Source organism: Streptosporangium sp. NPDC020072, from assembly GCF_040631445.1.
GTDB lineage: Bacteria > Actinomycetota > Actinomycetes > Streptosporangiales > Streptosporangiaceae > Streptosporangium.
Genome location: NZ_JBEYAB010000013.1, coordinates 133636 through 159437 on the forward strand (window position 1 = coordinate 133636; position 25802 = coordinate 159437).

Genomic DNA, 25802 nt, shown 5'->3' on the forward strand with positions numbered 1-25802 from the left:
CGGAGACCAGATCCTCGTTCGAGCCGGCTGATGTGAATCCTTCGATCGCTTGGCCACGTGACGACATCGGCGAGTCCGGTCGTAGCGATACGAGTTCGACCTGGTCACAAGCATGAGACGGCCGTCGCGTGATCCATCGGGTAGTGGAGATCGGGTTCAAAGGAGAGCCAGGCGATGGCCACGGACAACAGCGTGACCCCCGCGCGGTGGCCCGTGAAGCAGATCCAGCGGCAGGATCCGGATCTGTCGCGATCCATGGCGGGAGACCACGGCCGAGGCCGACGCCCTGCGCGGTACCGGAGAGTTGGAAGGGTGTGTTCATGCGGGCAGCCGTTCAGCCGGGCGAGCTCATGGGTGTCATCGGTTCGCCGACGCGACCACCGGCACACCGAGTAACGGTCATCGTGCCGGCCCAACGCCGGTGAGTTGTCGGTGCAGGCGCTGGGCCTGCTCCAGCAGCCGGCTCTTACGGGTTCCGGCGGCGAGCGTGGTGACGGCGGGCAGCTCGCCCTGGGCGTTGGCCCATCCGGCGACGTCGGCGGCGAAGGCGACCAGGCGGGTGTGCGCGCTCGTCGGCTTCTCCCCCGGCAGGTAGACCTCCAGCAACCCGGCCATGATCTCCCAGACCGCGTGATGGGCGCCCCGCTCGGCCGCCAGCCGCAGCGCGGACAGCGCCTTCGCGGGTTTCGCACCCCGCTGGAGCAACACGGCCAGGCAACGCCCTGTCTCCGGCCAGGGAGCGGGGCCGGTGGCGGCCAGCCGCATCAGGTCGAGCGCGCCGTAATCACCGGCGATCATGGAAGCCAGCAGCAGGCTCATCGCCGGTCCGACCGGCCCCTCTGCCGACACCAGAGCGCTCAACCCCGAGACATAGCCGGATGAGCCGGGCAGCACCGCGACCGCGGCCAGCTCCCGATGGGCCGCGAAGATCGCCACATCCCCGTCAGGGTGCTTGCCCCACTGCTGCTCGAACAGATCGCCGACCAGTTCCTCCAGCTCCGCGTCCATCGTGAGCGTTACCGTGGGCTTTTCGCCCCAGGTCAGCGTCACCTCCGGGTCTGTCGGCCGGTTGGTGAGCCATCGGTGCAGCCGCCGCCCGGCCGCTGACCTCAGCCGCGCCGCCTTCCGCAGCTCCAGCTCCGTCACCGTACGGCGAAGCCGCAACAACGCCTGCGCCAGGTCGAGTGGCAGCGGTTCGATCCCGGCCCGCTCGTGCCTGGTGAGGCGTTCGATCAGGATTCCGGCGTCGATCAGCCCGTTCTGCCTGGTCGGCGTGGCCAGCAGGCACGGCGGCAGGGCGTCGTCCGCGAGGGCCCGCAGGATCTCGGCCGTCCGGCGCTGGAGCTGGAGGTCCCAGACGGGCACCTCGCCGGGCAAAGCCGTCCGCCGGGAGAGCGGGCTGCGTTCCTGCGGTGCCTCGCCGAGGCCGATGAGCGCGGCGGCGACACAGGCGGGCAGGTCAGGCAGGGTGCGGAAGTCCTTGTGGCCGCCGTCGGAGCGGCTGCCGGACTCGGCGAGCGGGCGCAGGGCGGTGACGAGGTCCCGGCGGTGGTCGCGGGTCAGCCGGACGAAGCCGTCGAGCCACCGGTCGGCGTCGAGCCAGTCACACCAGATCAGCTTGACGCGGGCGAGCCGGCTCGGGTGGTCGATGTCGGGTGGGGTGGGGTGCGGGTTGCTCACCATAGGCAGCGGCGGGGGGACGAACGGCTCGCCCTCCGGCTCGGGTTCCGGCACCGGATCTCCGCCGAAGACCTCGGCCAGCACCCGGCCTCGCTCGGGCGGCAACACGTCCCAGACCGCGCGGATGGTGGCGTCACCCTCGGCCTTGGGCAGGCTGTCGATCGCCGTACGCACCGCCTCGACGCTCGCCTCCCCCAGTTTCGCGGCGTGCGCGACAACCAGTTTGACGGCGCGTTCGCGAGCCCCGGCCGACGCGCAGGTGAGGGCGACGGCCAGTGCGGTGATGTGGTCGTCGGGATCGGCTCCGGCCTTGAGCAGCTTGTCGAGCAGGGACAGGCCGACCTTGACCAGCTTGCCCTCTGGCCGGAACAGCAGCGCCTCGACGGCGTCGGCGGGCGGCGTGGCGGACAGCCTGCGGATCACTCCGAGCGCCAGCTCGGCGACAGGGCCGGGGGCGGCGGGCAGCAACGCCAGGTAGTCGCCGAGGTGGGGACGCAGTTCCTCGTCCGTGGGCGCGAGCCGTTCGTGCAGGAGGGTGAAGAAGTGCAGGTCGAAGGCCGGTGCGCCGCGCAGGAAACGGCTGCGGCAGCCGTCCAGCAGGGTCTCGCGCCTGGTACGGCCCGCCTCGGCCAAGCCGGTGAGCGCGTCGATCCACCCGTCGGTGCCGCGCCGTCCCCAGTAGTCGGCGCGGCGCAGCAGCCTGCCCGCGCCTTCCGCCTCGAAGATCGTGGGCAGCAGCGCGTCGGTGAGCGGGTCCTCGGCCAGGCTCCCGAGATCGGCGGTGGCGATCCACAGGGCGGTGAGCGGGTCGTGGCGCGGTGGCTCGGCGCCCGTCTCCCGCAACAGGATCAGAGTGAGGCGCTCCAGCCCGCCATCGCCCGGGTCCAGGGAGCGCAGGCGCAGCGCCAGCCGTACGGCGAAGTCGCGGCGCCAGTCATCCGGGCGGGAGCGGGCGATCGCGGCGCACGGACCGGCCTGGGAGATCGGCAGGACGGCTTGATCGCGGGTGAAGTCGCGTTTGAACAGCCAGGTCAGCGCGGCGGCCGGGGTGGCGATCGTGCCGAGTCCGACGAGCCGCATCGGCTCGATCCAGCGGCGTTCAGGGTCATCGGACGCGCGGATGACCTGGAGGTGGGCGGGGAGCCGGGCGGCGATCGGTTTGCGGTCCGTCTCCGTCAGGGTGGTCACCAGGGCGACGATCGCCGCGGTGTCCGAGCCCGCGATCGCGGCCTCGACATGATCCCAGGGGGTGGTCATGGCAGGGGAGCCTAGGGCAGGCCACCGACATCAGGAGACGAGCGTGAAGGCTCGGTGCCGGCCTGGTCGTCGAGGTAGGGCCAGGCGCCGTTCTCCCGCTTCTCGCCCTTGGCGTCGCGCTGACTGCACAACGCACCGGTGGCCTGCTCCCCTGGTCTCGGAAGGACAGCCACGATGTGTCGTGCCGGTGTTGCCGGGCACCGGCGCAGTTGGGCAGGCGGAGGCACCCAGCAGATCGGTGTCACAGCCGGAAGGGGTTCCCTCCTTGGGCTGCGATGAGGTACCAGGCGGTCACCCCTGTCCGGAGTCCAGGCCGTCGTTCGAGGCGGCGACGGGCGGCGCGCGACGGACACAGGAACTGCACACGCTCAGCTCGGCGATCGGACTGATCACAGACGCGGGCCCCTGGCATCGCTTCCGCGTACCGCGGGAGGCAACGGCGGGGTCGGTATCCGGATCCCGGCGACAACCGACGGCACGCTCACGCCTCCGGTCGAGATCGCCTGGGACACACCTCTGCCCGGGTACACACCGGTGCGCACGCTCTCCGTAATAGATGCGGCCCCGCCCGTCTGACCTGCCGGTGCACGGTGGTCACGGCCCCTTCCCACCGCGGCCTGCCGCATGGACACTTGGAGGCTTCGGCGCGGACACCAGATGAGTCCGGCCTGGCCGCAACCGGCGAACCCGGAGCGCGACAAGCAACTCACCCCAGTTTTCCGGTCAAGCCTGCTCGTTTGATCCAGCGGGGGCTGTGCTCGAAGCGTTCGGCGATCGCCCGTTCCGAAGGGAGCGTCCCATCTGGCCAGCCGTTCTCCCGCGCCTCACGATGCAAGACCACCACGCCTTCCCGGGGATGCTCATCTTCCGGCTCTTGCTGAGGCTCAGAGGGTTGCCGTCCGGTGTTCCAGGAGACCCGGCGGATCTGGGACATCAGGAGCTCGTAGCTGCCGATCAGCGCGACGCTCGGCCAGGCGGCGATGACGCGGCCGGTCAAGCCGGGTTCGGCCACGGCGATGTTGACGCCCAGGCCGGCCAGGCTGCCGACCACGAGCAGGGTCCAGGCAAAGGCGCCGCCGCGGGAGCCGTACCGGTTGGCCAGCAGGATGGACATCGAGGCGACCACGATGATGCCGTCGACGGCCAGCGGGATGAGCACCGCCGCCAGGCGGTCCTCACCGTGACGCAGGCACAGCTCGTGCATGTGACGGAACGAGACCACGGCCGCGATGACCGCCAGAAGAGCGACACAGGCGATGGTCGTGCGCTGGATCCGGCGCACCGTGAGCGAGTCCGGCACCATCGCCGCTCGCCCCTGACCCAGCAGAAACCTGGTGGTCAGCGTGAAGACGTGTGCGTTTGGTACGACTCCCCCCTCGGACACGTACCTTTCGCACATGTGGAGGCCGGGTTGAACCCGAGCCTCCACTAGCTTTTTCTGGGGCTGATAGGTCAGGCGCAGGCCGGTCTGCGCGTGGACCTCGGCCTTGTCGTTCGGGTCGGCCTCGGACAGGACCCGGCGGGTCTCGGCGAAGGTCACGCGGAGTCTTTCGACGTACGCCTCGGGGGTGCGCTCCTGGCCGTACTCGCCGCCGCAGTAGTGCCGCAGCCCCCAGTACGGCGGGCTAGTGGTGTCACCGAACCTTGCTGGGCTATTTGATCTCGGCGGGGGAGCAGGCCAGCCTGGTCCCGGAGGAGTTTTGGGAGGTGGCCGTGGCGCGTAAACCCGAGGTGTTCGTCCGTGCGTTGACGATGGAGAAGCGGCGCCTGCAGAGGATCACCCGCTCAGCCAGGGATCCGGTGAAGCTGCGGCGGGCGATCGTGGTGCTGATGTCCACACAAGGACAGTCCGCTTCCGCCATCAAGACGTTGATGCAGGTCAGTGATGACTACGTTCGCCAGGTGGTGCATGCGTTCGACGAGCGAGGATTCGAGGCTTTGGACCCAAAATGGAGCGGAGGCCGTCCGCGGAGGATCGGTGAGTGGGTGCGAGAGCGCATCTGCCTGATCTCCCGGACGACCCCCGCCGAGTGGCGGCATCACCGATTTTTCCACCTGGACCTCTCCCGGAGGAATTCGACGTTACCGGCTCCCTCTGATATCACGCCTGGTCCATGCATAGCCGTGACCTGGTCGGAACGGGCGTTGTTGCCTTCACGGAGGTGCCTCGCGAACGTCCTTGGGGCCGACAGACTCGATTGCTTAGGCAGCAGTTTCTTGGCGGCGGTGGGACTCAGTCGCGATCGGCGGGTCAGTCGCGGGTGGACGGCCCTGGTCCGGGCGCGGCGTACCGGGCGGCGATGGTGTGGACGGCCTCGTCCACTACCTGAGCGACGCGTTCGGCGCTCACCTTCCAGCCCGGCACGAGGAGTGTCGGCCAGAAGACGTAGTTGGAGATCATGCCCAGGAATTGGGTGGCTGCGAGCTCCACGTCCTCGATCCGCACCGTTCCCGCCTCGTGCTCGGCCAGGAGATAGCCGCGTACGGACTCGAAGTAGGGCATCTTCCCGTGCGAGAACTGCGCATTGGCGAGTTCGGGAAATCGCGGCAGCTCGGCGATGACGATTCGGAACAGGTCGGTCATCTGGGGGCGGCTCAACAGCTCGGCGTAGCGGCGACCGATGGTGCTGAGCCCGTCGACGATGTTGCCTGCCGACGGAGGATCCTCTTCGTCAGCGGTCGCCCAGGACTCGGTCACGATGGCGTCGAACAGGGCAGCCTTGCTCGGAAACTGCTTGAACAAGGTGGCCCGCGAAACGCCCGAGCGCTCTGCGATCCGCGCCAGCGACGTCCGGTCGTAGCCCAACTCAAGAAACAGTGCGGTCGCGGCCGTCACGATCAGCGCGCGCTTCTCCTGGGCGACGCGCTGGTGGTACGTCGTCACGACCTTGCTCATGGGCCGAGCATACAAGATGAGTGGCTTGACTCACCATTGCCATCGATCTAGTGTCAGGGCAGTGGTGAGTCACTCAGCTCACCATCGGCCGGCGTTCGTCTCCGAAGCTCCCGGCCGGTCACCCCCGTACCGAAGGAACATCTGATGCCCCGCTTCGACGACCAGACCGTGCTCGTGACCGGTGGGACCGGCGGCCAGGGCTCGAGCCACGTACGCGCCTTTCACGCGGAGGGAGCAAACGTGGTGATCGGCGACATCGACGCCGAACGCGGCACCGCTCTCGCCGACGAGCTCGGGACCCGCGCTCGCTTCACCCGCCTCGATGTCACCGACGAAAGCTCATGGTCCGACGCTGTGCTAGCCGCCGAGAGCGCCTTCGGCGCCCTGAACGTGCTCGTCAACAACGCGGGCGTGCAGAACCCGCCGGCAACGATCGAAGACACGGAGCAGGCCACGTGGTCGCGCATCCTCGACATCAACCTCACAGGGACCTTCCTCGGCATCAAGGTCGCCGCCCCCGCTCTGCGCCGCGCGGCAGGGGGAGCCATCGTCAACATCGCCTCGACCATGGCCCTGGGCGGCACGGCGTACTACGCACCGTACGTCGCCAGCAAGTGGGCCGTACGAGGCCTCACCCGAACGGCAGCACTCGAACTCGGCCGCGACCACATCCGGGTGAACACCATCCACCCCGGCGTGATCGCGACCTCCTTCATCCACGAACCAGCGGCCGGCGCCACCGCGGCGATCGCCGACTTCTACTCACCCGAGCCGTTCGCCGTCCCCCGGCTCGGAGAGCCGACCGACGTCACCCGGCTCCTCCTGTTCCTCACGTCATCGGACGCGTCGTTCATCACAGGGTCGGAGTACATCATCGACGGTGGACTCCTCCTCGGCCCCGCCCTTCAGACCGAGACCGCATGAGCACTCCAGACACGACCGGGTCGAACGACGCCGCACGGGACGCGTCCTTATCCCACCTGCCCGACCACGTCCGGCGAGCCATCGAGATCACCCCCGCCGCGAGCACCAGAGAACGGATCATCGACATCACGACGCTGGGGCGACGCACCGGCCGGCCACACCGCATCGAGATCTTCTTCTACCGGGCTGCGGGCGCAACCTACCTGTGTAGCGGCGCGGGCAGGGCCGCGACCGACTGGCATGCGAACCTTCTCGCCAATCCCAACTTCACCTTCCACCTCAAAAACGGGACCCGCGCGGATCTGCCCGCACGAGCCACGCCGGTCACCGACCCAGCTGAACGTCAGACCGTGCTGACCGAGATCGTCGCGGACCTCAATCAACCCCACGACCCCGGCACCATCCGGCCGACACGACTCGAAGACTGGGCCGACAGCCGACTGATGCGTATCAGCTTCCGCCAGCGGCCGTGATCGCGGACTCCTCGACACGTGACCTGTTCCCAGGGACTGGGGTGTAGTCGCGGCTAGATGTACTGACCTGAGAGGTCAGGTACGCGACTGGCGGGTGGGCGGCCCTTGTCACCGAACTGACCTCTGAAACGGGCCAACGCCCTGGCCGCTCGTCCACGCTCAGGGGCGCGCCGTTCGCGCTGATTTGATCGTTGCGGCGCACGCCGATGCTCGCGGTGTGCAGATTGTTCCCGCCGACGGCCGCGAGCCCATCCAGATCGTCTCCCGCGCCCATGGCCAGCCCGACCTGCCCAGAGGTTCGCCATCACACTGCTGGCGAAGATCAACCAGCTCATGACGGCTTCCCCTCAGGGCCACACCATTCATGCGGCCTGCCAGGAGGCGACCGGGTGGCAGTGGCAGGTCCAGACGCTGTGACCCGCTCATGAAACGGGTGCCCAGGGACGCCGGTACAGTCTCGTGCCCGGCGGCATCGGAGACCACTGCCGGGGCGGGGCCGTGGGGCTGCCGGTGCGCGCCCTCGCTTAGTCGGTGACGGCGGGCCGCCGTAGTCGGGCACGCTGGGTTGCATGCTGATCACCCTTGACGCGAACGCCGACCGGTCCAACGTGCTGGCGGCTCTGCGTCACGTGCACACGGCCGCCGTCAACCTCGCGCACAGCCCGTCCTCAGTCGCCGAGTTGCACGGGCAGTACCTGTCGTGGGTGACCGAGGCCCGTAGCCGGCTGCGCGGGCAGCTCAGCCGGGACGACATTGACTGGCTGACGCTCAGCCCGCACTTCAGCGCCCTGCTGACCCTGCAGACCGGGTCGCGCAGCGCCTCTCAGGTCACCAGGCCCCGGCGGTAGGCGTAGACCACCGCCTGCACGCGATCGCGCAGATCGAGCTTGGTGAGAATGCGCGACACGTACGTCTTGACGGTCTCCTGGCTGATCACCAGCGCGGCGGCGATCTCGCCGTTGGACAGGCCATCGGCGATCAAGCGCAGTACCTCCAGCTCACGCGGAGTCAACGGGACATCGTTCTCCGTTCCTCTGACGGGACGGATGCGTGCCGCATACCTGCCGACGAGCTGCCGCGTCACCTCCGGAGCCAACAGGGCCGCACCCGTCGCGACGGTGCGGATACCGTGCAGCAACTGCGCCGGCGGCGCGTCCTTCAGCAGGAACCCGCTTGCCCCGGCCCGCAACGCCTCATAGACGTACTCGTCCAGGTTGAACGTCGTCACCACGAGCACCTTGACGGGATCGGCCACCCCGGCGCCGGCCAGCCTGCGGGTCGCCTCGATGCCGTCCAGCACCGGCATCCGCACGTCCATCACCACGATGTCCGGACGCAGCCGCCGGGCCAGATCGACCCCGGTACGGCCGTCGCCGCACTCGCCCACCACCTCAAGGTCGGGCTGAGCATCGATGATCGTCGCGAAACCGGTGCGGATCAGCGCCTGGTCGTCGCAGACCAGCACGCGAAGCGGCGCCGTCACGACGGGCGTCCCGCCGGGATGCGGGCCCGCACCACGAAGCCGCCACCCGTCCGCCGGCCCGCACTGAACTCACCGCCCAAGGCGTTGACCCGCTCGCGGAGCCCGGCCAGCCCTCGCCCGCTACCACCGGGGGAACCGGTCCGCGAACCCGAACCGTCGGTGCTCACCTCCACGCCGATCTCCTTCTCCCCGTAGCGCACCGCAACCACGGTACGGCTGCCGTAGGCGTATTTGAGCGCGTTCGTCAGGGCTTCCTGCACGACCCTGTAGGCCACGAACTCGGCACTGCCCGCCGATTCCGCCGCGCTGCCCTCCTCGGTGAACTCCACCGGCTGCCCGGCCTGACGGGTCTGCTCCACGAGCGTGCCCAGCTCACCCGCGGAAGGCACCCCGACCTCACTGTCATGATCGGCCTTGAGCAGGTCGAGCATGTGGCGCAGATCGGAGATGGCCCGCCGACCGGTGTCGGTGACGGTACCCAGCGCCGCGTCAAGGCGGTCGGGAACCGCGGTCAGATAACGCGCGGCCTCGGCCTGCACGACCATCGCCGTCACATGGTGCGTCACCACGTCATGGAGCTCGCGGGCGATCCGCGTACGCTCGGCGGCACGGGTGGCCTCGGCGGCATGGCGACGGCGTTCGGCCTCGGCCGCGCGAGACGAGCGCAACCACGCCCCCGTGCCCCACGCCAGCGTCAGCGCCAGGTAGAACGCCACATAACCCTCCACCCTCTCGGTCCCGCCCAACCGGTCCAGCACCAGCGCCAGCGCGACATACGCCATGGACAGCACGACCACCGTGACGCGCCGGTACCGCTCCAGGTGCGCGCCCGCACTGATGAGCGCGATGGGCATCGCGTTGCTCGCGAACACGTGGTAGGCGCGTACCTGGTCGAGGACGAAACCGAGCGACACCAGAACCAGGCACATCGCCGGCCACCGTCGACGCACGGCGAGCGCAAGGCACTGCAGGGCGATCGCCACCAAGGCCAGCCCGTCGAAAGGGCCCATCGGCAGATCACCGACCTGCGTCCCCTTGCCGTGCAGGGCCGGTAGTAGCGACGCGACGGCGACCAGCAGCCCGAACACCGAATCCCGGATCACGACGTCACACCGCCGCCACAGCTCCATGATCCGCCGCAGATCGATCACCGTGCGAGCGTAGCGTCCGCGCCGCGCCGGAACGGGACCACGTTTCCGCGCCGACGGGCCAGCCGCATGAACACGACCGTCAGCAGCAGGCCGGCCACCACCGCGAACAGGCTCGCCTCCGGACCGAACGCACCGCCCGTCAGCGCAGCGGGGCCCGACGTCACACCACTCAGCAATCCCTGCGCCACGCCGCTGCCCGACACCTCGGCGCCGAAGATGCCGGCCGCCGCGAAGTTCCAACCGAAGTGCACACCGATCGGCACCCACAGAGTGCGCGTGGCGGCGTAGGCCGCGGCGAGCATGCTGCCCGCCTCGATCGCGATGGCGATCGCACCCCACAGGCTGGCATGCGGGTTCAACAGGTGCGACAGGCCGAACAGCAGACTGGTCAGCACCAGCGCCGGCCACGTACCGATGCGTTCTTCGACGATCCTGAACAGGATGCCGCGAAACAACAGCTCCTCGTTCACCGCGACGGCGGCCATGACGCCCAGCAGCCCGACCGCAGCCGCCGGTGAACCCAGACCGTCGATCCGGTAGCCGCCCACGACGGCGATGCTCACGATGACTGCCGCGAACAGCGCGACACCGATCAGCGCCCCCTTCGCGACGGTGCCGGCGGCTCCCTGCGTCGCCACCTCAGCCGGTGTGCGGCCCTCGGACCACCGCACCGTCCGCGCGTAGACGAAGACGGCGAGTGCGGCCATCGCAACGCCGAAGAGCAGGGTGAGAAGTGGACTGCCCTGCACCACGCCCATGATCACATTACCGCCGAAGGCGACCACCGCGACCGGCACGAACTGTTTCAACAACCGCATGACGACTCCCTCACGTGCGGGTCACACGGCGGGGCTCCGCCGCTACACCGGGAAACGCTAGGCATCCGGCGCGCCGGGATCGTCCCCACCAGGTGGACAATCGCCAGTAGCTCGCATGGGGGACAACAACGCCCCTCGGCGGCCTCCGACGCCGCCGCAGACGGCGCGCATCCCCAGCGGATCCCGCACCACACGGCAGGGAGCGGCGACTGCGGCCTTCCCCCGGCGCCACCGGGAGCACCGTTCGGCGTGGTGGGCCCGGATCAGGCTGGCCAGGCGGATCAAGAGTGCGGTTGGACAGCGACGAGGCTCCCGGTTGGGGTGTCGGATCTGGGGCGACTGCTGTCTTGCCGGGGACTCATCTCCCCCAATTCCCTGCACCCGCGCTGACCGGCACCGTCAGGTTGAAAAAGGCCCAAGAAGCCAGTTGACCTCAAGGGTTATCAGCCAGTACGGCGCCCCAGGCGTCTCCTCCCTACAGGAGGTTACGGCACCCCGAAGCCCAGCAGGGGTGGCCGGCCGGCCATCGCGATGGGCGCCGGGGGTACTACTCGCTGAACTCGGTCACGGAATACGCCTTGTCCAGCCGGCCGGCGGCCAGGTCGTCGTAGCGGATCACAAAACTCCCGGAATAAAACTCATCGGCCACGGGAAAACAGGCGAGCGACATCCACTCACTTGTCAGCCGGTGTTTCTCCTTCTCCACATGGGAATACCATTTCCCCATCGGGATGACGATCTCGCCCGCCTTCTCACGCTCCGCGAGGGTCTGCTCCGCGATGCTCGTGATCACCTCGTCGTCGACATACCCGCCGATATAGGTGCTGGCGAGCCCTTCGTCGGGCGGCCAGAGGTCGTAGGCCACAGCGCGGAGTTCGTCCAGGTGCGGCATGTCACGCTCCAGGTCACGGGCCGGCTGCCGCTGGAAGGGTGACAGATCCTCCTCGTCCTCGTCGTGTGGCGGGAACCAGTCGGGCGGCTCTGCCAGGAGTGTGGCGCTGAGGTCGTACTGTTTGCCGACGAGCTCAGAGTCGGGTGATTCTGCGACCGCGGTACCGGTGCCGACCGGTACGTACACGACGCACGCGTATCCCCGATCTCCTTCCACCCTGCCGGCCTCATGGTCGAGGAAGAACAGCAGCGAGCCGTCGACCTTCGGCGGCTTCGCGCAGTTGACGGAGAAGACGAACGGCAACCGGCTGCCCCGGTGGGACGGCCGGTCCCGGCCCACCGGCAGTGGGGGCGATCCGCCGAACCGCCCGACCGGAACACCGCCGGAGCCTCCGCACAACCCGGTCGACAACCGGAGGTGCTTGACGAATCTGCTGATCTCGTCCTCTGGGACGTTCAAGGCGAGCGCTGCACGACGAAACCGCCCCTGATAATCGATGGCGCAGCATGATGCCATGAAGGTGATGACGAGAGGGCAAATCCGGCGATCAGCCGGCCTACGGTCCCCACGACGTTGTCGCGCTTGTCCCTCGTGCGAGCTACACGGAATGTCCACCACGGGGTGATTCGGGGCGGGGTCCTGTGTTCCTACCTTTCTCATCAGCGGCCGACAACCACGGTCGGCCGCGAAACCGGATCGCGGCCATCGGTAGTTCGGAGGACAGCGCCATGGGAAACACCGTCCGCGTACGCGTCGCCCGCGCCCCCGATGTGTTGTTTATGCCCGGCCGATACTGGGCTGCCGCCAAAAATCGATCCTCCTCGGAGGCTTCTCTCAGAATGTTTGACATGTCAACGCCCTGTCCAGAGGAAACTCCGCAGCGACGGTAATCATCTGCGGCTCTACCGGGCGGCGCCTATGGGCGACGGTCTCATCCACCCCTGATGCACGGAGGAATCCTCATGACATCAAATTTTCCGGCCCCTGGCTCGGATCGGCGTCACCGGAGGAAAGGTAGCTCTACCCAAAACCTTCACCGCCGTTTCGCAGTCAGACAGAACATGATGAAAACGGTGATCGGGGCCTCGCTCCTCGTCGGCTCACTGCTGGTCTCCGGCGCCACCGCGGCGAACGCCCAGGCCAAGCCGACGCTGGGCCCCTACGGTTATGGCGCCGTCAAGCTCGGCATGACCGTCAAGCAGGCCAAGGCGACGAGGAAGGTCGTCAAGAAGACGCCGGGCGCCCCGAGCAACGACGGCTGCTCCGGCTGGGACCTGAAGCAGTTTCCGACCCCCAAGGACTCGGTTGGCGTCTATATCTCGTCGAAGGTGGGACTGGCCGCCATCTTCGCCGCGAAGGGCATGACAACCCCGGAAGGCATCAAGATCGGCTCCACCGCCAAGCAGTTGAAGGCGGCCTACCCGCACATCGAGAAAACCTTCCAGGGCTTCTACTCGATCACGGTCCCCGGCAACAAGAAGGCCTACTACTTGTTCGACATCACGCGCGGCAAGGTCGCCGATTACAGTATCTCGCTCAACAAGCAGGACTGTTTCAACTAGCGGGAACGGCACTTTCGCGACACCGCCGCAACTGGAAGCGTGCTTGGAGTGGCGACGGCAACACCGGCGGCCGTGCTGAGGGTTTCGGCATGAAGGTCGTCATGCCGCAGGAAGCGGTCATGATCTGACCGCTTCCCCTGCCGTTGTCGTCACGGTGGGAGAATGTGAGCGCGGGCGAGAACACCCGCTCGTTCGCGTTCACGGGCTCGCGTCAGGCCGGAGAGAGGAGCCGCGTGGCCGTTTCCATCGATCTGGACTACCCGTTCACCGGCCGTTGGCTGGTCCAGAACAGTCCCGCCAACCGGGTGCCCAGCCACGGGACAACTCTGTTCGCCACGTCCTACGCGATCGACTTCGTGCCCGTCGGCGGCGCCGGGCGCACGGCACCGATCACGTTCGGCTCTCTCGTACGCCCGGAACCACCCGAGAGGTTCCCCGGCTTCGGACGCCCGATCCTGGCACCCGTCGCGGGTGTCGTCCTGGCCGTGCACGACACCGAGCCTGACCACCCGGCGTATCGCGGCCTGCCCTCGATCGGCTACGCCCTGAGCCAGCGCCGGCGAGCCGCCGCAGGCTGGGTGGCACTCGCCGGAAACCATGTGCTGATCGAGCACGCGGACGTCGTGGTCGCCCTCTGCCACCTCCAACACGGCGGCGTCGAGGTCCGGCCCGGGCAACGAGTGCACGTCGGCGACGTGCTCGGCCGCTGCGGGAACTCCGGCAACAGCACCGAGCCCCACGTCCACGTCCAGGCGATCGACAATCGCGACGTCGAGCACGCCAACGCGGTGCCCGTGACGTTCAGAGGATCACTACCGCGCGACGGCGAGGTCATCACCGCGCAGGAGCCGCACCGGAACAGCCGGTGAAGTGTCAGCCGTGACCCCTTCGGCGAGGCGCGTTCGAACGGAAAGTCACGACAGCCGCTCCACAGCTCGAATGCTCGTCATGCCCCACCACCCGGCAGGAGGCGCTCAGCGTCGTCTCCTTGAGCCAGGCCACCGCCGGGGGTGTCCCGCATCCGACAGGTGCCGGGGCGCTCGTTCAACAGGACGGCTCTTGGCTCTGCCGCGCGCGTGGTGGACGCCAGGCGTGAGCGGCGGCCGCGTCGCGTCGTCGTGCCGGCCGATCTCCGTGGCCGTCGGGTCGTGCGGGAGGTCGACGGTGATGTCGAGGCCACCGCCGGAGCGGGCGCTGATCGCGATGCGTCCCCGGTGGGCGAGGGTGATCGCGCGGACGATTGTCAGTCCCAGGCCCAGGCCGTCGGTGCGGACTCGGGGGTCTTGCCCGTGCACGAACGGTTCCAGTAGCGTCTCCGCCGCCTCGGGCGGGATCTCCCGGCCGGTGTTGGAGATCCGCAGGACGGCACATCCGCCCGCGGTGTCCGTGTCGATGGCCAGGTGCCCGCCCGCCTGGTTGTAGCGGATCGCGTTATCGATCAGGTTGCCGATCATTCGTTCCAGCAGGACTGGTTCGCCGGTGACCGGTGCCGGCCGGAGCCGGGGCCGTACTGTGACGTCGGCGACCGCCGCTCGCGCTTGGGCGGCGTCGAGGGCGGTGGCCGCGATGGCGGCGAGGTCGGCTGGTTGCCGCGCTGTAAGACCGGCCTGGCTGCGTGCCAGGAGAAGCAGCCCGTCCAGGACGCGCTGCATGTGTGTGACGGCGTCGCGGACGTCGCCGGCCATGGTGAGCAGCTCGTCACGGCTGGGGTGGCCGTCCAGCGTGACGTCGATGGCGGTGCGGGCTGTGGTCAGCGGGGTGCGCAGCTCGTGGGCGGCGTTGGCGGTGAACAGCCGCTGGCTGTCCAGAATCTGGTCTCGCTCGGCGACGCCGCGCTGGATGCGGTCCAGCATGTCGTTGACCGTGCAGGCCAGCGCCGACAATTCGTCGGCCGGGGCGGTGACCGGGACCCGCTCGGTGAGGTTCTCGGCCGACAGCCGCCGGGCGGCGGCGGAGATGACACGGATCGGTCGCAGTACCCGGCCGGCCACCAGCCAGCTCAGTACGGCGGCCAGGGCGGTCACCGTGACGAGCGCCAGGCCGGCCTGGGGCAGGAGCGCGGCCAGAGTGTCGGCCTGTACCTGGTCGGCGAGATAGAGCAGGTCCTGCGGCTGTGGCCACAGCGGCACCGGCTGGAACACGCCCCGCGGATTGGGCCCGGGCGAGACCAGTCGGGTGAAGAACGCCGGGCGCCGCCTCGTCAACAGGTAGGTCAAGCCGGTCAGCGCGGCCCCCGCGGCCAGCACGAGGGCGGTCTGCAAGATGGCGAGCCGGGCCCGGGCGGTCAGCCTCACGGGCCGATCCGGTAACCGGCGCCGATGACGGTCTCGATCAGCGGCGGGTCGCCGAGCTTGCGGCGCAGCGTGCCGACGGTGATCCGGACCGCGTTGGTGAACGGGTCGGCGTGCTCGTCCCACACCCTCTCCAGCAGCGTCTCCGCACTGATCACGTCACCGTCGGCGGCCAGCAGCTGCTCCAGCACGCCGAACTCCTTGGGGGTCAGGCGCAGCAGCCTGCCGTCCCGCTCGGCGCTGCGCCGGGCCGGATCCAGGCTCACCCCGCCGATGCGCAGCACCGGCGGACGGGCCGGTGCGCTGCGCCGTACCAGGGCGTGAACCCGGGCGACCAGCTCGGAGAAGGCGAACGGCTTGCCGAGATAGTCGTCCGCTCCCAGCATCAGTCCGCCGACCCGGTCCTCCACGGCGTCGGAGGCGGTCAGCATCAGCACCCGCGACTCGCCTCGCTGGGCGAGCCGACGGCAGACGGAGTCGCCGTGCACGATGGGCAGGTCCCGGTCCAGGACCACCACCTCGTACGGAGTGAGCTCGCACTTGTCCAGCGCGCTACGGCCGTCCAGGGCCACGTCGACGGTGAAGCCGTGCTTGCGCAGCCCCGCCTGGATGTATCCGGCGAGGGGCTGCTCGTCTTCGACCAGGAGCACACGCATCCGGGCAGTATCGCAACGCTCGCATATGGACCACATATGGTCCGCCGATCGCCCGTCGATAGGCGCCGGCCGGTAGATGTGATCCCTCTCAACGTTCCCGCAGAGAGGATCACGACGAGATGAGCCGTGCAGCGGAGACGCCGAACGTGTCCGGCCCCAACCCTCGAACAGTTCATCCGACGGTTCATTCGACAAGGAGAGCTCCCATGAGACGACGAGTCCTCAGCACGCTGGTCACGGCACCGTTCGCGCTCACCCTGCTTCTGGCCGGCTGCGGCTCGGGCGACGGGGGCGGCGCGGACGTGGCCTCGGTGAACGACGGCGCCGGTGCCAGGGCCGCGGACAGCGCCCCGCCCAGCGCGGACCCGCGGGAGATGGCGTTGAAGTTCGCCCAGTGCATGCGGGAGAACGGCGTCGACATGCCGGACCCCGATTCCAGCGGCAAGATGATGATGAAGTTCGACAAGGACACGCCACAGGGGAAAGTCGAGGCGGCTCAGGAAGCGTGCAGGCGGTACGCCCCCAGCGGCCGGCAGGTCCGCGATGACCCCAAGGCGACCGAGAACCTGCGCAGGCTCGCCCAGTGCATGCGCGACAACGGCGTCGAGGCCTATCCCGACCCCGAGGGCGGCATGATGCGCATCACCCGGGAGGTCGGCGAGGACCCCGACTTCAAGGCCGCGGAGGAGAAGTGCAAGCAGGAGTCGGCTGACGCCGGCCCGGGAGGTTCTTGATGGCGACGGCCACCGTCGACGGCAGGACGGAGCCGGGGGCCACGCCTCCCAGGCGGCGCCGCCGTGGCAGGGGCAGGCTGGTGGCCGGAGTGCTGCTCGCAGCGGCGGCGGGCGGCGGGTTCGTCGCGGTCAACAGCGTCGGCCTGTTCGAGGGCGGCGCCGGTCGCACGCAGTCGGCCGCGGCCCTGCCTCCGGCCACCACGACGGTGACCAGGCAGACCCTGAACGACACCAGGGAGGCCGACGGCGAGCTCGGCTACGGCCCCGTGACCTCGGCCATGGCCCGTCAGGCCGGCACGGTCACCTGGCTGCCCGACAGCGGCGCGACGATCACACGTGGCAAGTCGCTGTACCGCCTGGACGACAAGCCGGTCATGCTTCTGTACGGGGATGTGCCCGCCTACCGGGATCTCAAGATCGGCATGAAGGGCAAGGACGTCGAGAACCTGGAGCGCAACCTCAGCAAGCTTGGCTACGACGGCTTCACGGTGGACGAGGAGTACACCTACGCCACCTATGTGGCCGTCAGGGAGTGGCAGGAGGACCGCGGCCTGGACGAGACCGGCGTGGTCGAGCTGGGCCGGGTCGTCTTCACCCCCGGCAAGGTGCGGGTGGAGAGCCTGGAGTCGGAGGAGGGTCAGCCGGCCCGGCCGGGGCAGCAGGTGCTGACGTACACGGGCACGTCCAAGGTGATCACGGTGCGGTTGGCGGCCGAGGACCAGCCGATGGCCAAGGAGGGCGCCATGGTCGAGGTCACGCTGCCGGACGGCAGGAGTGTGAAGGGTGAGGTCACCGAGGTGGCCACGATCATCGAGCCGGGCGACGGGCAGAACGCCGAGCCGGAGACGCGCGTGGAGGCGCTGGTCTCGATCGGGGCAGCCAGGTCGGCCAGGAGGCTGGACAGGGCGTCGGTGGACGTGACGTTCACGGCGTCGCGGCGCGAGGACGTGCTGACCGTGCCGGTGGCGGCGCTGGTGGCACTGCGGGAGGGCGGTTTCGGCCTGGAGGTCATCAAGGGCGGAAAGTCCAGCTATATCGCTGTTGAGACGGGGTTGTTTGCCGGCGGTCGGGTCGAGGTGTCCGGAAACGGGCTGAGCGAGGGCATGATCGTGGGGATGCCGAGATGACGTACCCCATGATCGCGCTGACGGACGTGTCCAAGACGTATTCGGGCGGGGTGGCGGCCCTGAAGTCGGTGTCGCTGCGGATCGAGCATGGCGAGTTGGTCGCCATCTCCGGGCCTTCTGGATCGGGCAAGTCGACCATGCTGAATGTCGTCGGGACGCTCGACCAGCCCTCCTCGGGGACCGTCCAGATCGACGGCTACGACGTCTCCAAGCTGTCCGACAACCATCTGTCGGCGCTGCGCGCGACCACGATCGGGTTTGTCTTCCAGTCCTTCCACCTGGCCGCGAGGGTCCCCGCGCTGGACAACGTGGCCGACGGCCTCGTCTACACCGGCCTGACCAGGGCCGAGCGGCGCCACCGCGCGGCGGCGGCGCTCAAGCGAGTGGGACTGGAGCGCCGCATGGACCACGAGCCGCACGAGCTGTCGGGCGGGGAGCGGCAGCGCGTGGCCATCGCCAGGGCCGTGGCGGGCGATCCGCCGCTGCTCCTGGCCGACGAGCCCACCGGTGCCCTCGACTCCGTCTCGGGCACCGGGGTGATGGAGCTGCTGCACGAGCTGAACGGGGGCGGCACCACCATCGTGATCATCACGCACGACCGTGAGATCGCCGCCGGCCTGCCCCGGCGGGTGAGCATGCGTGACGGCCAGATCGTCTCCGACTCCGCCAGGCAGCCCGAGCCCGTGGAACCAGGGGTGGCGTGATGGCGGTCGTCGAGATGCGGCGGCCCAGACCGGCCCCGGCCCGGATGCGGCCGGGCGACGTGATGCGGGTCGGCGCGGTCGGCCTGCGTACCCGGCCGTTGCGGGTGTTCCTGTCGGCATTGGGCATCGCCATCGGCATCGCGGCCATGGTCGGCGTGGTCGGGCTCTCGTCCTCCTCGGGCGCCGAGCTCGACCGTCAGCTCTCCGCGCTGGGCACGAACCTGCTCACCGTCTCCGCGGGCTCGACGATCACCGGCGAGGCGGCCCAGATGCCGAAGGGCGCGGAGGCGATGATCGAGCGGATCGGGCCCGTCGAGTCGGCCTCGTCCATCGCGAAGATCACCGAGGCCAAGGTCTACCGCTCGGAGCACATCCCGCAGGCCCAGACCAGCGGGCTCAACACGTACGCGGCCCGCCTCGACCTGCTCGACACGGTGGGCGCGACCCTGCACAGCGGCACCTGGCTGAACGCGGCCACCGAACGTTATCCCGCCGCCGTGATCGGCTCGTCCACCGCCCAACGGCTGGGCATCGGCGCGGCGGGGCCGGACACCCAGGTTGTCGTCGGCGGCATCCGCTTCACGGTCGTCGGCGTCCTGAAGCCCGTGGCGCTGGCCACGGAGCTGGACAGCGGGGTTCTCGTCGGCTGGCCGGTGGCCGAGGAACGGCTGGGCTTCGACGGGCACCCGACCACGCTCTACACCCGCTCGGAGGAGGCCAAGCTGGAGTCCGTACGCCAGGTGCTGGCGGGCACGGCCAACCCGGAGGCGCCGAACGAGGTGGACATCTCCCGCCCGTCCGACGCGCTGGCCGCCAAGCAGGCGACCAGCCAGGCGTTCACCGGCCTTCTCCTGGGGGTGGGCGCGGTGGCGCTGCTCGTGGGCGGGGTCGGGGTGGCCAACACGATGGTCATCTCGGTGCTGGAACGCCGCGCCGAGATCGGGCTGCGCCGCTCGCTGGGGGCCACCAGGGGGCAGATCAGGACGCAGTTCCTGGTCGAGTCCCTGCTGCTGTCGGCGCTGGGCGGCACCGGCGGCACCCTGCTGGGGACAGCGGTGACGACGGGGTACGCGCTCTACAGCGGCTGGCCCTCGGTCGTGCCGGCCTGGGCCACGATCGGCGGCCTCACCGCGACCCTCCTCATCGGCGCAGTCGCCGGACTCTACCCGGCCGTTCGCGCCTCCCGTCTGTCCCCGACGGAGGCCCTGTCCACGCCGTAGACGGGGGTCGAGCGGTCACCGAACGGCCAGTGGCGTCGACGAGCCGCCCGGGCTCGGGTCACCGCCACTGGCCGTTCTGATGCGGGCGGGGTCATCGGTGGCGTCGATCCGCTCGGCGTCCACGCCTGCCGGTTCGTCCGCCGACCTGGCCACCTGGACGATCCGGTCGTTCTCGATCAGTACGGCGCCGCCGGTGACGTCCCCGAGTTCGGGGTCCATGCTGATGATCAGGCCGCCGGAGATGACGGTGCGCTTCGCACTCATTGGTTACCTCGTCTGCTGGGGGAGAGCGTGGAGTCCGCGGTGGCCAGCCGCCGCAGTCCGGCCACGGGCATGCGGTGGTTGACGGTGGCCGCCGCGACGGGCACTCCGCCCGACAGCCACTGTAGGACGAGTGCGCGTTCGGCCCGGTCACCGGTGACGACCACCGGTGGCGCGTCGCCCGGGATGGTTCCGCACACCTTGATGGACAGTCCGAACTGCTCGGTCCAGAAGTACGGCCGCGCCTGGTAGGCGGGCGCGGACTTCGAGGTCAGCAGTGTCGTCGCCGCGGCCTTGCCCTGGTCGAGGGCGTTGGTCCACAGCGGGGTTCGCACGGGCCCCACCGGGGTGGGCAGGAGCACCACGTCTCCGGCGGCGACGACGCCTGGAGCCGCCCACAGCCGGTGGTCGACGAACAGACCGTCCGCGTGGATCAGACCGGAGCCGGACAGCCATTCGACGTTCGGAAGCTCGCCCGCGGCCGTGACCACCACGTCGGCCGCGACCCGGTGCTCGCCGGACACCACCGCGTGGCCGGCGACGTGCGCGGGTCCGGCCGTCTGGACGAAGCGGACGCCCGCGTCGCGCGCCGCCTCCGTGATCAGCGCGGCCAGGTAGCCGCCGACCTGCCGGCGCATCGGCGGGAGAAAGTCGACCACGGTCACGTCGCGGCCCAGGTCCCGGCAGACGGAGGCGATCTCCATGCCGAGCGGGCCGCCTCCCGCCACCGCGACCGATCCGGAGCCCTTCAGCCGCTCGCGCAGGCCGAGGGCGTCGTCCATGGTCCGCAGCCGCAGCTCGTCTGTCGCGTCCTCGGGCGTCCTGGCGAGGGAGCGCGCCCGTGCACCGGTGGCGATCACCAGGCCGTCGTATCCGGCCTCCTCCCCCGTGGACAGTCGCAGCCGCCGCGCACGCGCGTCGAGCCCGGTCGCCCGCACCCCGAGCCGCAGCTCGACGCCCTCCTCCACGTGGAGGTCGGCCGACGCGGCGTCGCCTCTCCCGAGCAGGATGTCCTTGGACAGCGGCGGCCGGCTGTACGGCGGGCGTTCCTCGGCGGAGTAGAGGGTGATGCGGCCGTCGAACCCGGCGGTGCGAAGCGTGTTGGCCGCCGTCACTCCGGCCTGTGAGCCGCCGACGATCGCGACGTGTCGGAGCGCCGTCACGACACAATCTTCAGCGCCGCCACCGGGCAGACCCCGGCCGCCGCCTTCGCGTCGGCCTCGCGCCTGGCGGGAATCTCCTCCCCTTCGTAGGAGAAGTGCAGATCACCGGCGTCGTCGAGACGGAAGATGTCGCCGGCGCGCTCCTCGCACATGCCGTGTCCCTCGCACCGGTCGTAGTCGACGATCACTTTCATGGACGTACTCCTTGGATCACCCGGGTGGGCAACGTGTCGAAAGCGCGCATCAGGTTGTTGACGGTCCTGCGCTCGCCGGAGACCTCGAACCCGGTCACCCGCTGGGCGAGGGCCTTCAGGACGGCCTGCGCCTCCAGGCGGGCCAGCCCCTGCCCCGCGCAGCCGTGCGCGCCGTACCCGAAGCCGACGTGCTCGACGGGGTTGCGGGTCACGTCGAAAACCTCCGGACGCTCCCACTGCCGTTCGTCGCGGTTGGCCGAGGCGAACATCACCAGCACCTGGGCGCCGGCCGGAATCGGCACGCCGGCGATCTCGGTGTCGCGCGCCACCCGGCGGCCGAACTGGCGGACGGGGGTCTCGAAGCGGATCACCTCGTTGAACGCCGTCGCCACCAGTGACGGATCGTTCCTGACCAGGTCCCACTGGTCGGGATGCCGGGAGAAGAGCCAGATCGCCGAGCTCAGCCCGGTGACCGTGGTGTCCAGGGAGGGCACAAGGTAGTCGATCATCAAGGAGATCGCCTGTTCCCGGTCGACCCGCCCGTCGTCCATGGCGTCCAGGACGCAGTGCGCCAGACCACCGGGTCGCGGGGACCGCTCGGTCACCAGCCGGGAGGCGTACTCGGCCATCCGGCCGGAGACCGCCAGCGCGGCCTCGGCGCGTTCGTTGAGCGGGCCGTGACAGTTGAAGTTCGCGGTGGCCCAGTCGATGAGGTGCTCGCGCCCCTCCTCGGGGATGCCGATGAAGTCCGGCACGATCGCCATGACCATGTCACGGGCCAGGTCGCCCACCGAGTCGAAGGAACCTCGCGCGATCACCCGTTCCACCGCGGCGACGGCGGCCTCCTCGACACGGCCTCTCATCGGCCGCAGCGCCTTCGGCGTCAGCTTGTGCCCGACGAGGCCACGCAGGAACGTGTGGCGTTCACCGTCGCTGGCGAACATGGAGTCGCGCAGGAGTTCGTTGTAGCGCTCGTTGAGCGAGACGCCGCCGCCGGTGCGGAAGGTCTCGTCATCCCCGAGTACGGCCCGCACCTGCGCGTAGCGCGGCAGCGCGTAGGCCTCGTGCCGTTCCAGCCACACCACGGGGCCGAGGTCGCGCAGCGCGCGGTAGTGCGGGTACGGATCGAGGATCGCCTCTTCTGTGTACAGGTCCTCGGCATATACGGGGACGATGGCGCACCTCCCTGTCTTCGACGGCTTTGACATCGCTCGACGGCCGCACGGGCCGAGGTCAGAGAACTGGGGGCAGCGGCGGTTCGATGACGCCCGTTCCGACTGCGGACTCCCGCAACACCACCGTGGGGTATGGGGGTCCTTCATGGTCTCTCGCCGGGCGAGCGCTGACCAATGTCGGTTCCGCTCCGACCTATGACCGTCTCGGCATAGGTCAATCCCGACATAGCTCAGGCGTGATTAGGCATTGGCCGGACACGGGGTTTCGGGGACAGCATCACCTGAACGGCTCAGAACGGGAGAAAGGTGAGCGGTGTCCAGCGCAACACGACACGCCCAGGTCATCGGCGCGGGTCTCGGCGGGCTGACCGCGGCGGCGGCGCTGGCGCAGCGCGGCTGGACCGTCCGGTTACACGAGCGCGATCCGGAGATCAGAGCGATCGGCGCCGGCATCTACCTGTGGGGCAACGGGTTGTCGGTCCTGCGCGCCCTGGGCGTGTTCGACGAGGCGGTCGAGGGCGCCCACCTCGGCCCGGTCGCGGAGAGCCGTGACCGGCACGGCCACGTCGTCGAGAGCATCCCCATCAACGGCGAGCACGGGCCCGAGCTCTACACGATCCTGCGCCGGAGGCTGATCGACGCGCTCGCGGGCGCAGCGGTCCGAGCCGGGGTGGAGATCGTCACCGGTTCCACGGCGGTCGCCGCGACGCCGGACGGCGAGGTGGAGTTCGCCGACGGCACCCGGCGGCGGAGCGACCTGGTCGTCGCGGCCGACGGGGTGAACTCGCGGCTGCGGGACTCGCTCGGCCTGCTGCGCCGACGGGTACGCATGCCGCAGGGCGCGGCACGGATGCTCGTCCCGCGCCGCCCCGGCTTCGTCGCCCCGGCGGACGAGGCGAAGTACATCGAGTACTTCTCCGGCAGCCGCCGGATCCTCTACACCCCCTCCAGCGCCGACCGGCTCTACGTCGCGCTGGTCTGCTCCACCGGCGACGAGCACGCCCGGCGGGTCCCGCTCGACAAGGACACCTGGCTCCGGTCGTTCCCCCTGCTGGAGGAACTCATCGGGTGTCTCGACACGGAAAGCCGCTGGGACCGGTTCGAGTTCCTGGAGCTCAGGCGATGGTCGGCCGGGGTGGTCTCGGTGCTCGGCGACGCCGCGCACGCCCAGCCTCCCTACCTGGGCCAGGGCGGCGGCTGCGCGATGATGAACGCGCTCGGCCTCGCGGAGGCGGTCACCTTCGGCGAGGGCGACCTGGAGACGCGGCTGCGCCGCTGGGAGGCCGCCGAACGGCCGGTGATCCAGCACACCCAGCGTTTCTCCTATCGGCTCGGCCACCTCAACCCCCTGCCCGACCGCCCGCGTGCGGCTCTCCTGGCCGTGATGAACCGCTCACGCTCGCTCGCCAGGATGCGCATGCGCGCCGCGACCACCATCCCCACCGGTATGAACCGTTTTCCGGCGTGACCGCACGCCGACGGAAGGAAGATCAATGGAAACCCTGGTCCTCGACGGCAACCCGATCGACTACGACGTCACCGGGACCACCGGTCCCACGCTGGTGCTCGTCAGCGGGTGGTGCCAGGACCACCGGTTGTTCGACCACGTGCTCCCCCTGCTGGCCGAAAACCATCGGGTGATCCGCGCCGACTGGCGCGGGCACGGCGCCGTCCGCTCGGTCGAGGCCGACTTCGGGCCCGCCGAACAGGCCGCCGACGTGATCAAGCTGATGGACGCCCTCGGCGTCGACCGGTTCGTGCCGGTCTCCACCTCGCACGGTGGCTGGGCCAACATGGAGATCACGGACCGGCTGAGCCCCGATCGGGTACCCGGTTCCGTCGTCATCGACTGGATCATGGTGGAGGCCTGGCCGGAGTTCGTCCAGGACCTGCGCGACATCCAGGACCCCGAACTCTGGCTCGCCGGTCGGCAGCGGCTGTTCGACTTCTGGCTCGGCGGCACCGCGCATCCGGCGGTCGCCCGCCACCTCGACGACGAGATGGCCTCCTTCGACTTCGACATGTGGGCCCGTTCCTGCCGGGTCATCGAGAACGCCTACGCGACCTGGGGTTCCCCGCTGCGCAGGATGGCGGCGTTGAAGGTACGGCGGCCGATCGCGCACCTGTTCTCGCAGCCGAGCCTGCCGGACTACGAGGCCGTCCAGCGGGAGTTCGCCTCGGCCAACCCGTGGTTCCGGCCGCACCGCATCCCTGGGCAGACGCACTTCCCGACGCTGGAGTCGCCCGCCGTACTCGCCGGACTCGTCGAGAAGTTCGCCGCCTCGGTCGGCCGGTGAGTCTCGGGCAGGACACCGACCGCGCCTACAACGTGCGGGCGACCGTGCCCGTGCCGGTCTTCGACGAGAACATGCGGCTCTACCGGGCGTGGTCGGAGTCGGCGGTGGACGGGCTGCGCGGTCACCCGGGCCTCGTCTACGACCACGTCAGCGGCGAACGGCTGGACGTCTGGGGCGTCGGCGACCGGCCCCGGCCCGTCTTCGTCTTCGTGCACGGCGGCTACTGGCGGGCCCTGTCCCGCGCCGACTCCGCCTTCATGGCGCGCATGCTGGACGAGCAGGGCATCGCCACCGTCGTGGTCGACTACACGCTCGCGCCACGGGCGACGCTGGAGGAGATCGTCCGCCAGGTCCGCGCGGCCGTGGCCTTCGTCCACCGCGAAGGCGCACGCCACGGGCTCGACCCCGACCGCATCGTCGTCGGCGGCAGTTCGGCCGGTGGGCACCTGACCGGGATGCTCATGCTCGACGACTGGCAGGAGCCGCTCGGCCTGCCCCGGGACGTGGTCAAGGCGGCCCTGCCGATCAGCGGGCTGTTCGACATCAGGCCGCTGGTCCACAGCTTCGCCAACGAGTGGCTCGGGCTCGACGACGCTCGGGCCGCCGCGCTCAGCCCCGCGCTGCGCCTTCCGGTCCGGCGCCCGCCCGCGGTCTTCGCCGTCGCCGAGCACGACGGCTCCGGCTTCGTCGACCAGAACATCCGGTTCCACCAGGCCTGGGGCACCGGCCCCGAACTGCTGGTCGTGCCGGAGGTCAACCACTACGACATCGTGCTGGAACTCACCCGGCAGGACTCCGCACTCAGTCGTGCCCTGCTCGGCCTCTTCACCCCCCTTTAGGAGGC

General features: G+C 69.6%; 27 protein-coding genes and 1 pseudogene. 13 read left to right on the forward strand and 15 right to left on the reverse strand.

The window, feature by feature from the left end:
* Positions 1-399: 399 nt before the first annotated feature.
* The 4 genes from ABZ470_RS29420 to ABZ470_RS29435 form a co-directional block, all read right to left on the reverse strand.
* A complete protein-coding gene (locus ABZ470_RS29420; protein ID WP_362915464.1) occupies positions 400-2937 on the reverse strand; it encodes a DUF6493 family protein in 2538 nt (845 codons plus the stop codon).
* Positions 2938-2948: 11 nt separating this feature from the next.
* Complete coding sequence (locus tag ABZ470_RS29425) at positions 2949-3110, reverse strand: hypothetical protein (RefSeq protein ID WP_362779816.1); 162 nt, start codon at positions 3108-3110, stop codon at positions 2949-2951.
* A gap of 533 nt (positions 3111-3643) precedes the next feature.
* A complete protein-coding gene (locus ABZ470_RS29430; RefSeq protein ID WP_362915466.1) occupies positions 3644-4477 on the reverse strand; it encodes a DUF2637 domain-containing protein in 834 nt (277 codons plus the stop codon).
* A gap of 112 nt (positions 4478-4589) precedes the next feature.
* On the reverse strand, positions 4590-4775 hold the full coding sequence (locus tag ABZ470_RS29435) for a hypothetical protein (protein ID WP_362915468.1): 186 nt from the start codon (positions 4773-4775) through the stop codon (positions 4590-4592).
* On the opposite strand from ABZ470_RS29435, the pseudogene ABZ470_RS29440 reads away from it, so the two are divergent.
* A pseudogene (locus tag ABZ470_RS29440) lies at positions 4768-4845 on the forward strand (helix-turn-helix domain-containing protein); the annotation flags it as partial. The gene ABZ470_RS29435 and the pseudogene ABZ470_RS29440 sit on opposite strands and share 8 nt — an antisense overlap.
* A gap of 343 nt (positions 4846-5188) precedes the next feature.
* Here the strand turns inward: ABZ470_RS29440 and ABZ470_RS29445 are convergent.
* Complete coding sequence (locus tag ABZ470_RS29445; protein WP_362915470.1) at positions 5189-5833, reverse strand: TetR/AcrR family transcriptional regulator; 645 nt, start codon at positions 5831-5833, stop codon at positions 5189-5191.
* Positions 5834-5977: 144 nt separating this feature from the next.
* Between ABZ470_RS29445 and ABZ470_RS29450 the strand changes: the two genes are divergently transcribed.
* The 3 genes from ABZ470_RS29450 to ABZ470_RS29460 all read left to right on the forward strand — a co-directional run bounded on the left by ABZ470_RS29450 (position 5978) and on the right by ABZ470_RS29460 (position 8078).
* The gene (locus ABZ470_RS29450) at positions 5978-6757 is read left to right on the forward strand and encodes a glucose 1-dehydrogenase (RefSeq protein ID WP_362915472.1); all 780 of its coding nucleotides are present in this window, start codon (positions 5978-5980) and stop codon (positions 6755-6757) included.
* Entirely contained in the window at positions 6754-7230 is a 477-nt protein-coding gene (locus ABZ470_RS29455; RefSeq protein ID WP_362915474.1) for a nitroreductase/quinone reductase family protein, read from the forward strand. Before ABZ470_RS29450 ends, ABZ470_RS29455 begins: the two co-directional genes overlap by 4 nt.
* A 569-nt stretch (positions 7231-7799) precedes the next feature.
* A complete protein-coding gene (locus ABZ470_RS29460) occupies positions 7800-8078 on the forward strand; it encodes a hypothetical protein (protein WP_362915477.1) in 279 nt (92 codons plus the stop codon).
* Here ABZ470_RS29460 and ABZ470_RS29465 read toward each other — a convergent pair.
* The 4 genes from ABZ470_RS29465 to ABZ470_RS29480 all read right to left on the reverse strand — a co-directional run bounded on the left by ABZ470_RS29465 (position 8054) and on the right by ABZ470_RS29480 (position 12090).
* Positions 8054-8713, reverse strand: a complete 660-nt coding sequence (locus ABZ470_RS29465; RefSeq protein ID WP_352016586.1) for a response regulator transcription factor — start codon at positions 8711-8713, stop codon at positions 8054-8056. The genes ABZ470_RS29460 and ABZ470_RS29465 overlap by 25 nt on opposite strands.
* The gene (locus ABZ470_RS29470) at positions 8710-9864 is read right to left on the reverse strand and encodes a histidine kinase (RefSeq protein ID WP_362915479.1); all 1155 of its coding nucleotides are present in this window, start codon (positions 9862-9864) and stop codon (positions 8710-8712) included. The genes ABZ470_RS29465 and ABZ470_RS29470 overlap by 4 nt, the downstream gene beginning before the upstream one ends.
* A complete protein-coding gene (locus ABZ470_RS29475; RefSeq protein WP_362915481.1) occupies positions 9861-10682 on the reverse strand; it encodes a CPBP family intramembrane glutamic endopeptidase in 822 nt (273 codons plus the stop codon). Before ABZ470_RS29475 ends, ABZ470_RS29470 begins: the two co-directional genes overlap by 4 nt.
* A gap of 547 nt (positions 10683-11229) precedes the next feature.
* On the reverse strand, positions 11230-12090 hold the full coding sequence (locus tag ABZ470_RS29480; protein ID WP_362915483.1) for a hypothetical protein: 861 nt from the start codon (positions 12088-12090) through the stop codon (positions 11230-11232).
* Between the two features lie 548 nt (positions 12091-12638).
* On the opposite strand from ABZ470_RS29480, the gene ABZ470_RS29485 reads away from it, so the two are divergent.
* Together ABZ470_RS29485 and ABZ470_RS29490 are read left to right on the forward strand one after the other, a co-directional pair.
* Entirely contained in the window at positions 12639-13136 is a 498-nt protein-coding gene (locus ABZ470_RS29485) for a hypothetical protein (protein ID WP_362915708.1), read from the forward strand.
* A 233-nt stretch (positions 13137-13369) separates the two neighbouring features.
* Entirely contained in the window at positions 13370-14005 is a 636-nt protein-coding gene (locus tag ABZ470_RS29490) for a M23 family metallopeptidase (RefSeq protein ID WP_362915485.1), read from the forward strand.
* Between the two features lie 105 nt (positions 14006-14110).
* Here ABZ470_RS29490 and ABZ470_RS29495 read toward each other — a convergent pair whose 3' ends face one another.
* Both ABZ470_RS29495 and ABZ470_RS29500 read right to left on the reverse strand, forming a co-directional pair.
* Positions 14111-15430, reverse strand: a complete 1320-nt coding sequence (locus tag ABZ470_RS29495; protein WP_362915487.1) for a HAMP domain-containing sensor histidine kinase — start codon at positions 15428-15430, stop codon at positions 14111-14113.
* Positions 15427-16083 carry a response regulator transcription factor gene (locus ABZ470_RS29500; protein ID WP_352016593.1) on the reverse strand — a complete coding sequence of 219 codons (657 nt, stop codon included), beginning with the start codon at positions 16081-16083 and terminating at the stop codon, positions 15427-15429. Before ABZ470_RS29500 ends, ABZ470_RS29495 begins: the two co-directional genes overlap by 4 nt.
* Before the next feature lie 206 nt (positions 16084-16289).
* Here ABZ470_RS29500 and ABZ470_RS29505 point away from each other — a divergent pair, with 206 nt between their 5' ends.
* The 4 genes from ABZ470_RS29505 to ABZ470_RS29520 are packed head-to-tail and all read left to right on the forward strand — an operon-like array spanning position 16290 to position 19868.
* On the forward strand, positions 16290-16817 hold the full coding sequence (locus tag ABZ470_RS29505; protein WP_362915489.1) for a hypothetical protein: 528 nt from the start codon (positions 16290-16292) through the stop codon (positions 16815-16817).
* Positions 16817-17944, forward strand: a complete 1128-nt coding sequence (locus ABZ470_RS29510; protein ID WP_362915491.1) for a peptidoglycan-binding protein — start codon at positions 16817-16819, stop codon at positions 17942-17944. The genes ABZ470_RS29505 and ABZ470_RS29510 overlap by 1 nt, the downstream gene beginning before the upstream one ends.
* Positions 17941-18648 (forward strand): ABC transporter ATP-binding protein, encoded by a 708-nt coding sequence (locus tag ABZ470_RS29515; RefSeq protein WP_362915493.1) that lies wholly within the window; start codon positions 17941-17943, stop codon positions 18646-18648. The genes ABZ470_RS29510 and ABZ470_RS29515 overlap by 4 nt, the downstream gene beginning before the upstream one ends.
* Positions 18648-19868 carry an ABC transporter permease gene (locus tag ABZ470_RS29520; protein ID WP_362915495.1) on the forward strand — a complete coding sequence of 407 codons (1221 nt, stop codon included), beginning with the start codon at positions 18648-18650 and terminating at the stop codon, positions 19866-19868. Before ABZ470_RS29515 ends, ABZ470_RS29520 begins: the two co-directional genes overlap by 1 nt.
* A 15-nt stretch (positions 19869-19883) precedes the next feature.
* Here the strand turns inward: ABZ470_RS29520 and ABZ470_RS29525 are convergent, their stop codons facing one another.
* Genes ABZ470_RS29525 through ABZ470_RS29540 form a run of 4 tightly spaced genes read right to left on the reverse strand, consistent with a single transcriptional unit; the run spans position 19884 to position 22694 of the window.
* On the reverse strand, positions 19884-20132 hold the full coding sequence (locus tag ABZ470_RS29525) for a hypothetical protein (RefSeq protein WP_362915497.1): 249 nt from the start codon (positions 20130-20132) through the stop codon (positions 19884-19886).
* Positions 20129-21292, reverse strand: a complete 1164-nt coding sequence (locus ABZ470_RS29530; protein ID WP_362915499.1) for an FAD-dependent oxidoreductase — start codon at positions 21290-21292, stop codon at positions 20129-20131. The genes ABZ470_RS29525 and ABZ470_RS29530 overlap by 4 nt, the downstream gene beginning before the upstream one ends.
* Positions 21289-21486, reverse strand: a complete 198-nt coding sequence (locus ABZ470_RS29535) for a ferredoxin (RefSeq protein WP_352014927.1) — start codon at positions 21484-21486, stop codon at positions 21289-21291. The genes ABZ470_RS29530 and ABZ470_RS29535 overlap by 4 nt, the downstream gene beginning before the upstream one ends.
* Positions 21483-22694 carry a cytochrome P450 gene (locus tag ABZ470_RS29540; protein ID WP_362915502.1) on the reverse strand — a complete coding sequence of 404 codons (1212 nt, stop codon included), beginning with the start codon at positions 22692-22694 and terminating at the stop codon, positions 21483-21485. The genes ABZ470_RS29535 and ABZ470_RS29540 overlap by 4 nt, the downstream gene beginning before the upstream one ends.
* 280 nt (positions 22695-22974) lie before the next feature.
* On the opposite strand from ABZ470_RS29540, the gene ABZ470_RS29545 reads away from it, so the two are divergent.
* From ABZ470_RS29545 to ABZ470_RS29555, 3 genes are read left to right on the forward strand one after another with little or no spacing between them, the layout of a single operon-like run.
* Positions 22975-24129 (forward strand): FAD-dependent oxidoreductase, encoded by a 1155-nt coding sequence (locus ABZ470_RS29545; RefSeq protein WP_362915504.1) that lies wholly within the window; start codon positions 22975-22977, stop codon positions 24127-24129.
* Between the two features lie 25 nt (positions 24130-24154).
* Complete coding sequence (locus tag ABZ470_RS29550) at positions 24155-24958, forward strand: alpha/beta hydrolase (protein WP_362915506.1); 804 nt, start codon at positions 24155-24157, stop codon at positions 24956-24958.
* Positions 24955-25797, forward strand: a complete 843-nt coding sequence (locus tag ABZ470_RS29555) for an alpha/beta hydrolase (RefSeq protein WP_352014931.1) — start codon at positions 24955-24957, stop codon at positions 25795-25797. The genes ABZ470_RS29550 and ABZ470_RS29555 overlap by 4 nt, the downstream gene beginning before the upstream one ends.
* Positions 25798-25802: the final 5 nt, after the last annotated feature.

Coding starts and splice junctions, on each gene's coding strand:
- ABZ470_RS29515 (WP_362915493.1), top strand. CDS start 17,941: ATGACGTACCCCATGATCGCGCTGACGGACGTGTCCAAGACGTATTCG.
- ABZ470_RS29455 (WP_362915474.1), top strand. CDS start 6,754: ATGAGCACTCCAGACACGACCGGGTCGAACGACGCCGCACGGGACGCG.
- ABZ470_RS29445 (WP_362915470.1), bottom strand. CDS start 5,833: ATGAGCAAGGTCGTGACGACGTACCACCAGCGCGTCGCCCAGGAGAAG.
- ABZ470_RS29480 (WP_362915483.1), bottom strand. CDS start 12,090: ATGGCATCATGCTGCGCCATCGATTATCAGGGGCGGTTTCGTCGTGCA.
- ABZ470_RS29420 (WP_362915464.1), bottom strand. CDS start 2,937: ATGACCACCCCCTGGGATCATGTCGAGGCCGCGATCGCGGGCTCGGAC.
- ABZ470_RS29525 (WP_362915497.1), bottom strand. CDS start 20,132: ATGAGTGCGAAGCGCACCGTCATCTCCGGCGGCCTGATCATCAGCATG.
- ABZ470_RS29520 (WP_362915495.1), top strand. CDS start 18,648: ATGGCGGTCGTCGAGATGCGGCGGCCCAGACCGGCCCCGGCCCGGATG.
- ABZ470_RS29460 (WP_362915477.1), top strand. CDS start 7,800: ATGCTGATCACCCTTGACGCGAACGCCGACCGGTCCAACGTGCTGGCG.
- ABZ470_RS29510 (WP_362915491.1), top strand. CDS start 16,817: ATGGCGACGGCCACCGTCGACGGCAGGACGGAGCCGGGGGCCACGCCT.
- ABZ470_RS29500 (WP_352016593.1), bottom strand. CDS start 16,083: ATGCGTGTGCTCCTGGTCGAAGACGAGCAGCCCCTCGCCGGATACATC.
- ABZ470_RS29475 (WP_362915481.1), bottom strand. CDS start 10,682: ATGCGGTTGTTGAAACAGTTCGTGCCGGTCGCGGTGGTCGCCTTCGGC.
- ABZ470_RS29535 (WP_352014927.1), bottom strand. CDS start 21,486: ATGAAAGTGATCGTCGACTACGACCGGTGCGAGGGACACGGCATGTGC.
- ABZ470_RS29505 (WP_362915489.1), top strand. CDS start 16,290: ATGAGACGACGAGTCCTCAGCACGCTGGTCACGGCACCGTTCGCGCTC.
- ABZ470_RS29550 (WP_362915506.1), top strand. CDS start 24,155: ATGGAAACCCTGGTCCTCGACGGCAACCCGATCGACTACGACGTCACC.
- ABZ470_RS29485 (WP_362915708.1), top strand. CDS start 12,639: ATGAAAACGGTGATCGGGGCCTCGCTCCTCGTCGGCTCACTGCTGGTC.
- ABZ470_RS29450 (WP_362915472.1), top strand. CDS start 5,978: ATGCCCCGCTTCGACGACCAGACCGTGCTCGTGACCGGTGGGACCGGC.
- ABZ470_RS29540 (WP_362915502.1), bottom strand. CDS start 22,694: ATGTCAAAGCCGTCGAAGACAGGGAGGTGCGCCATCGTCCCCGTATAT.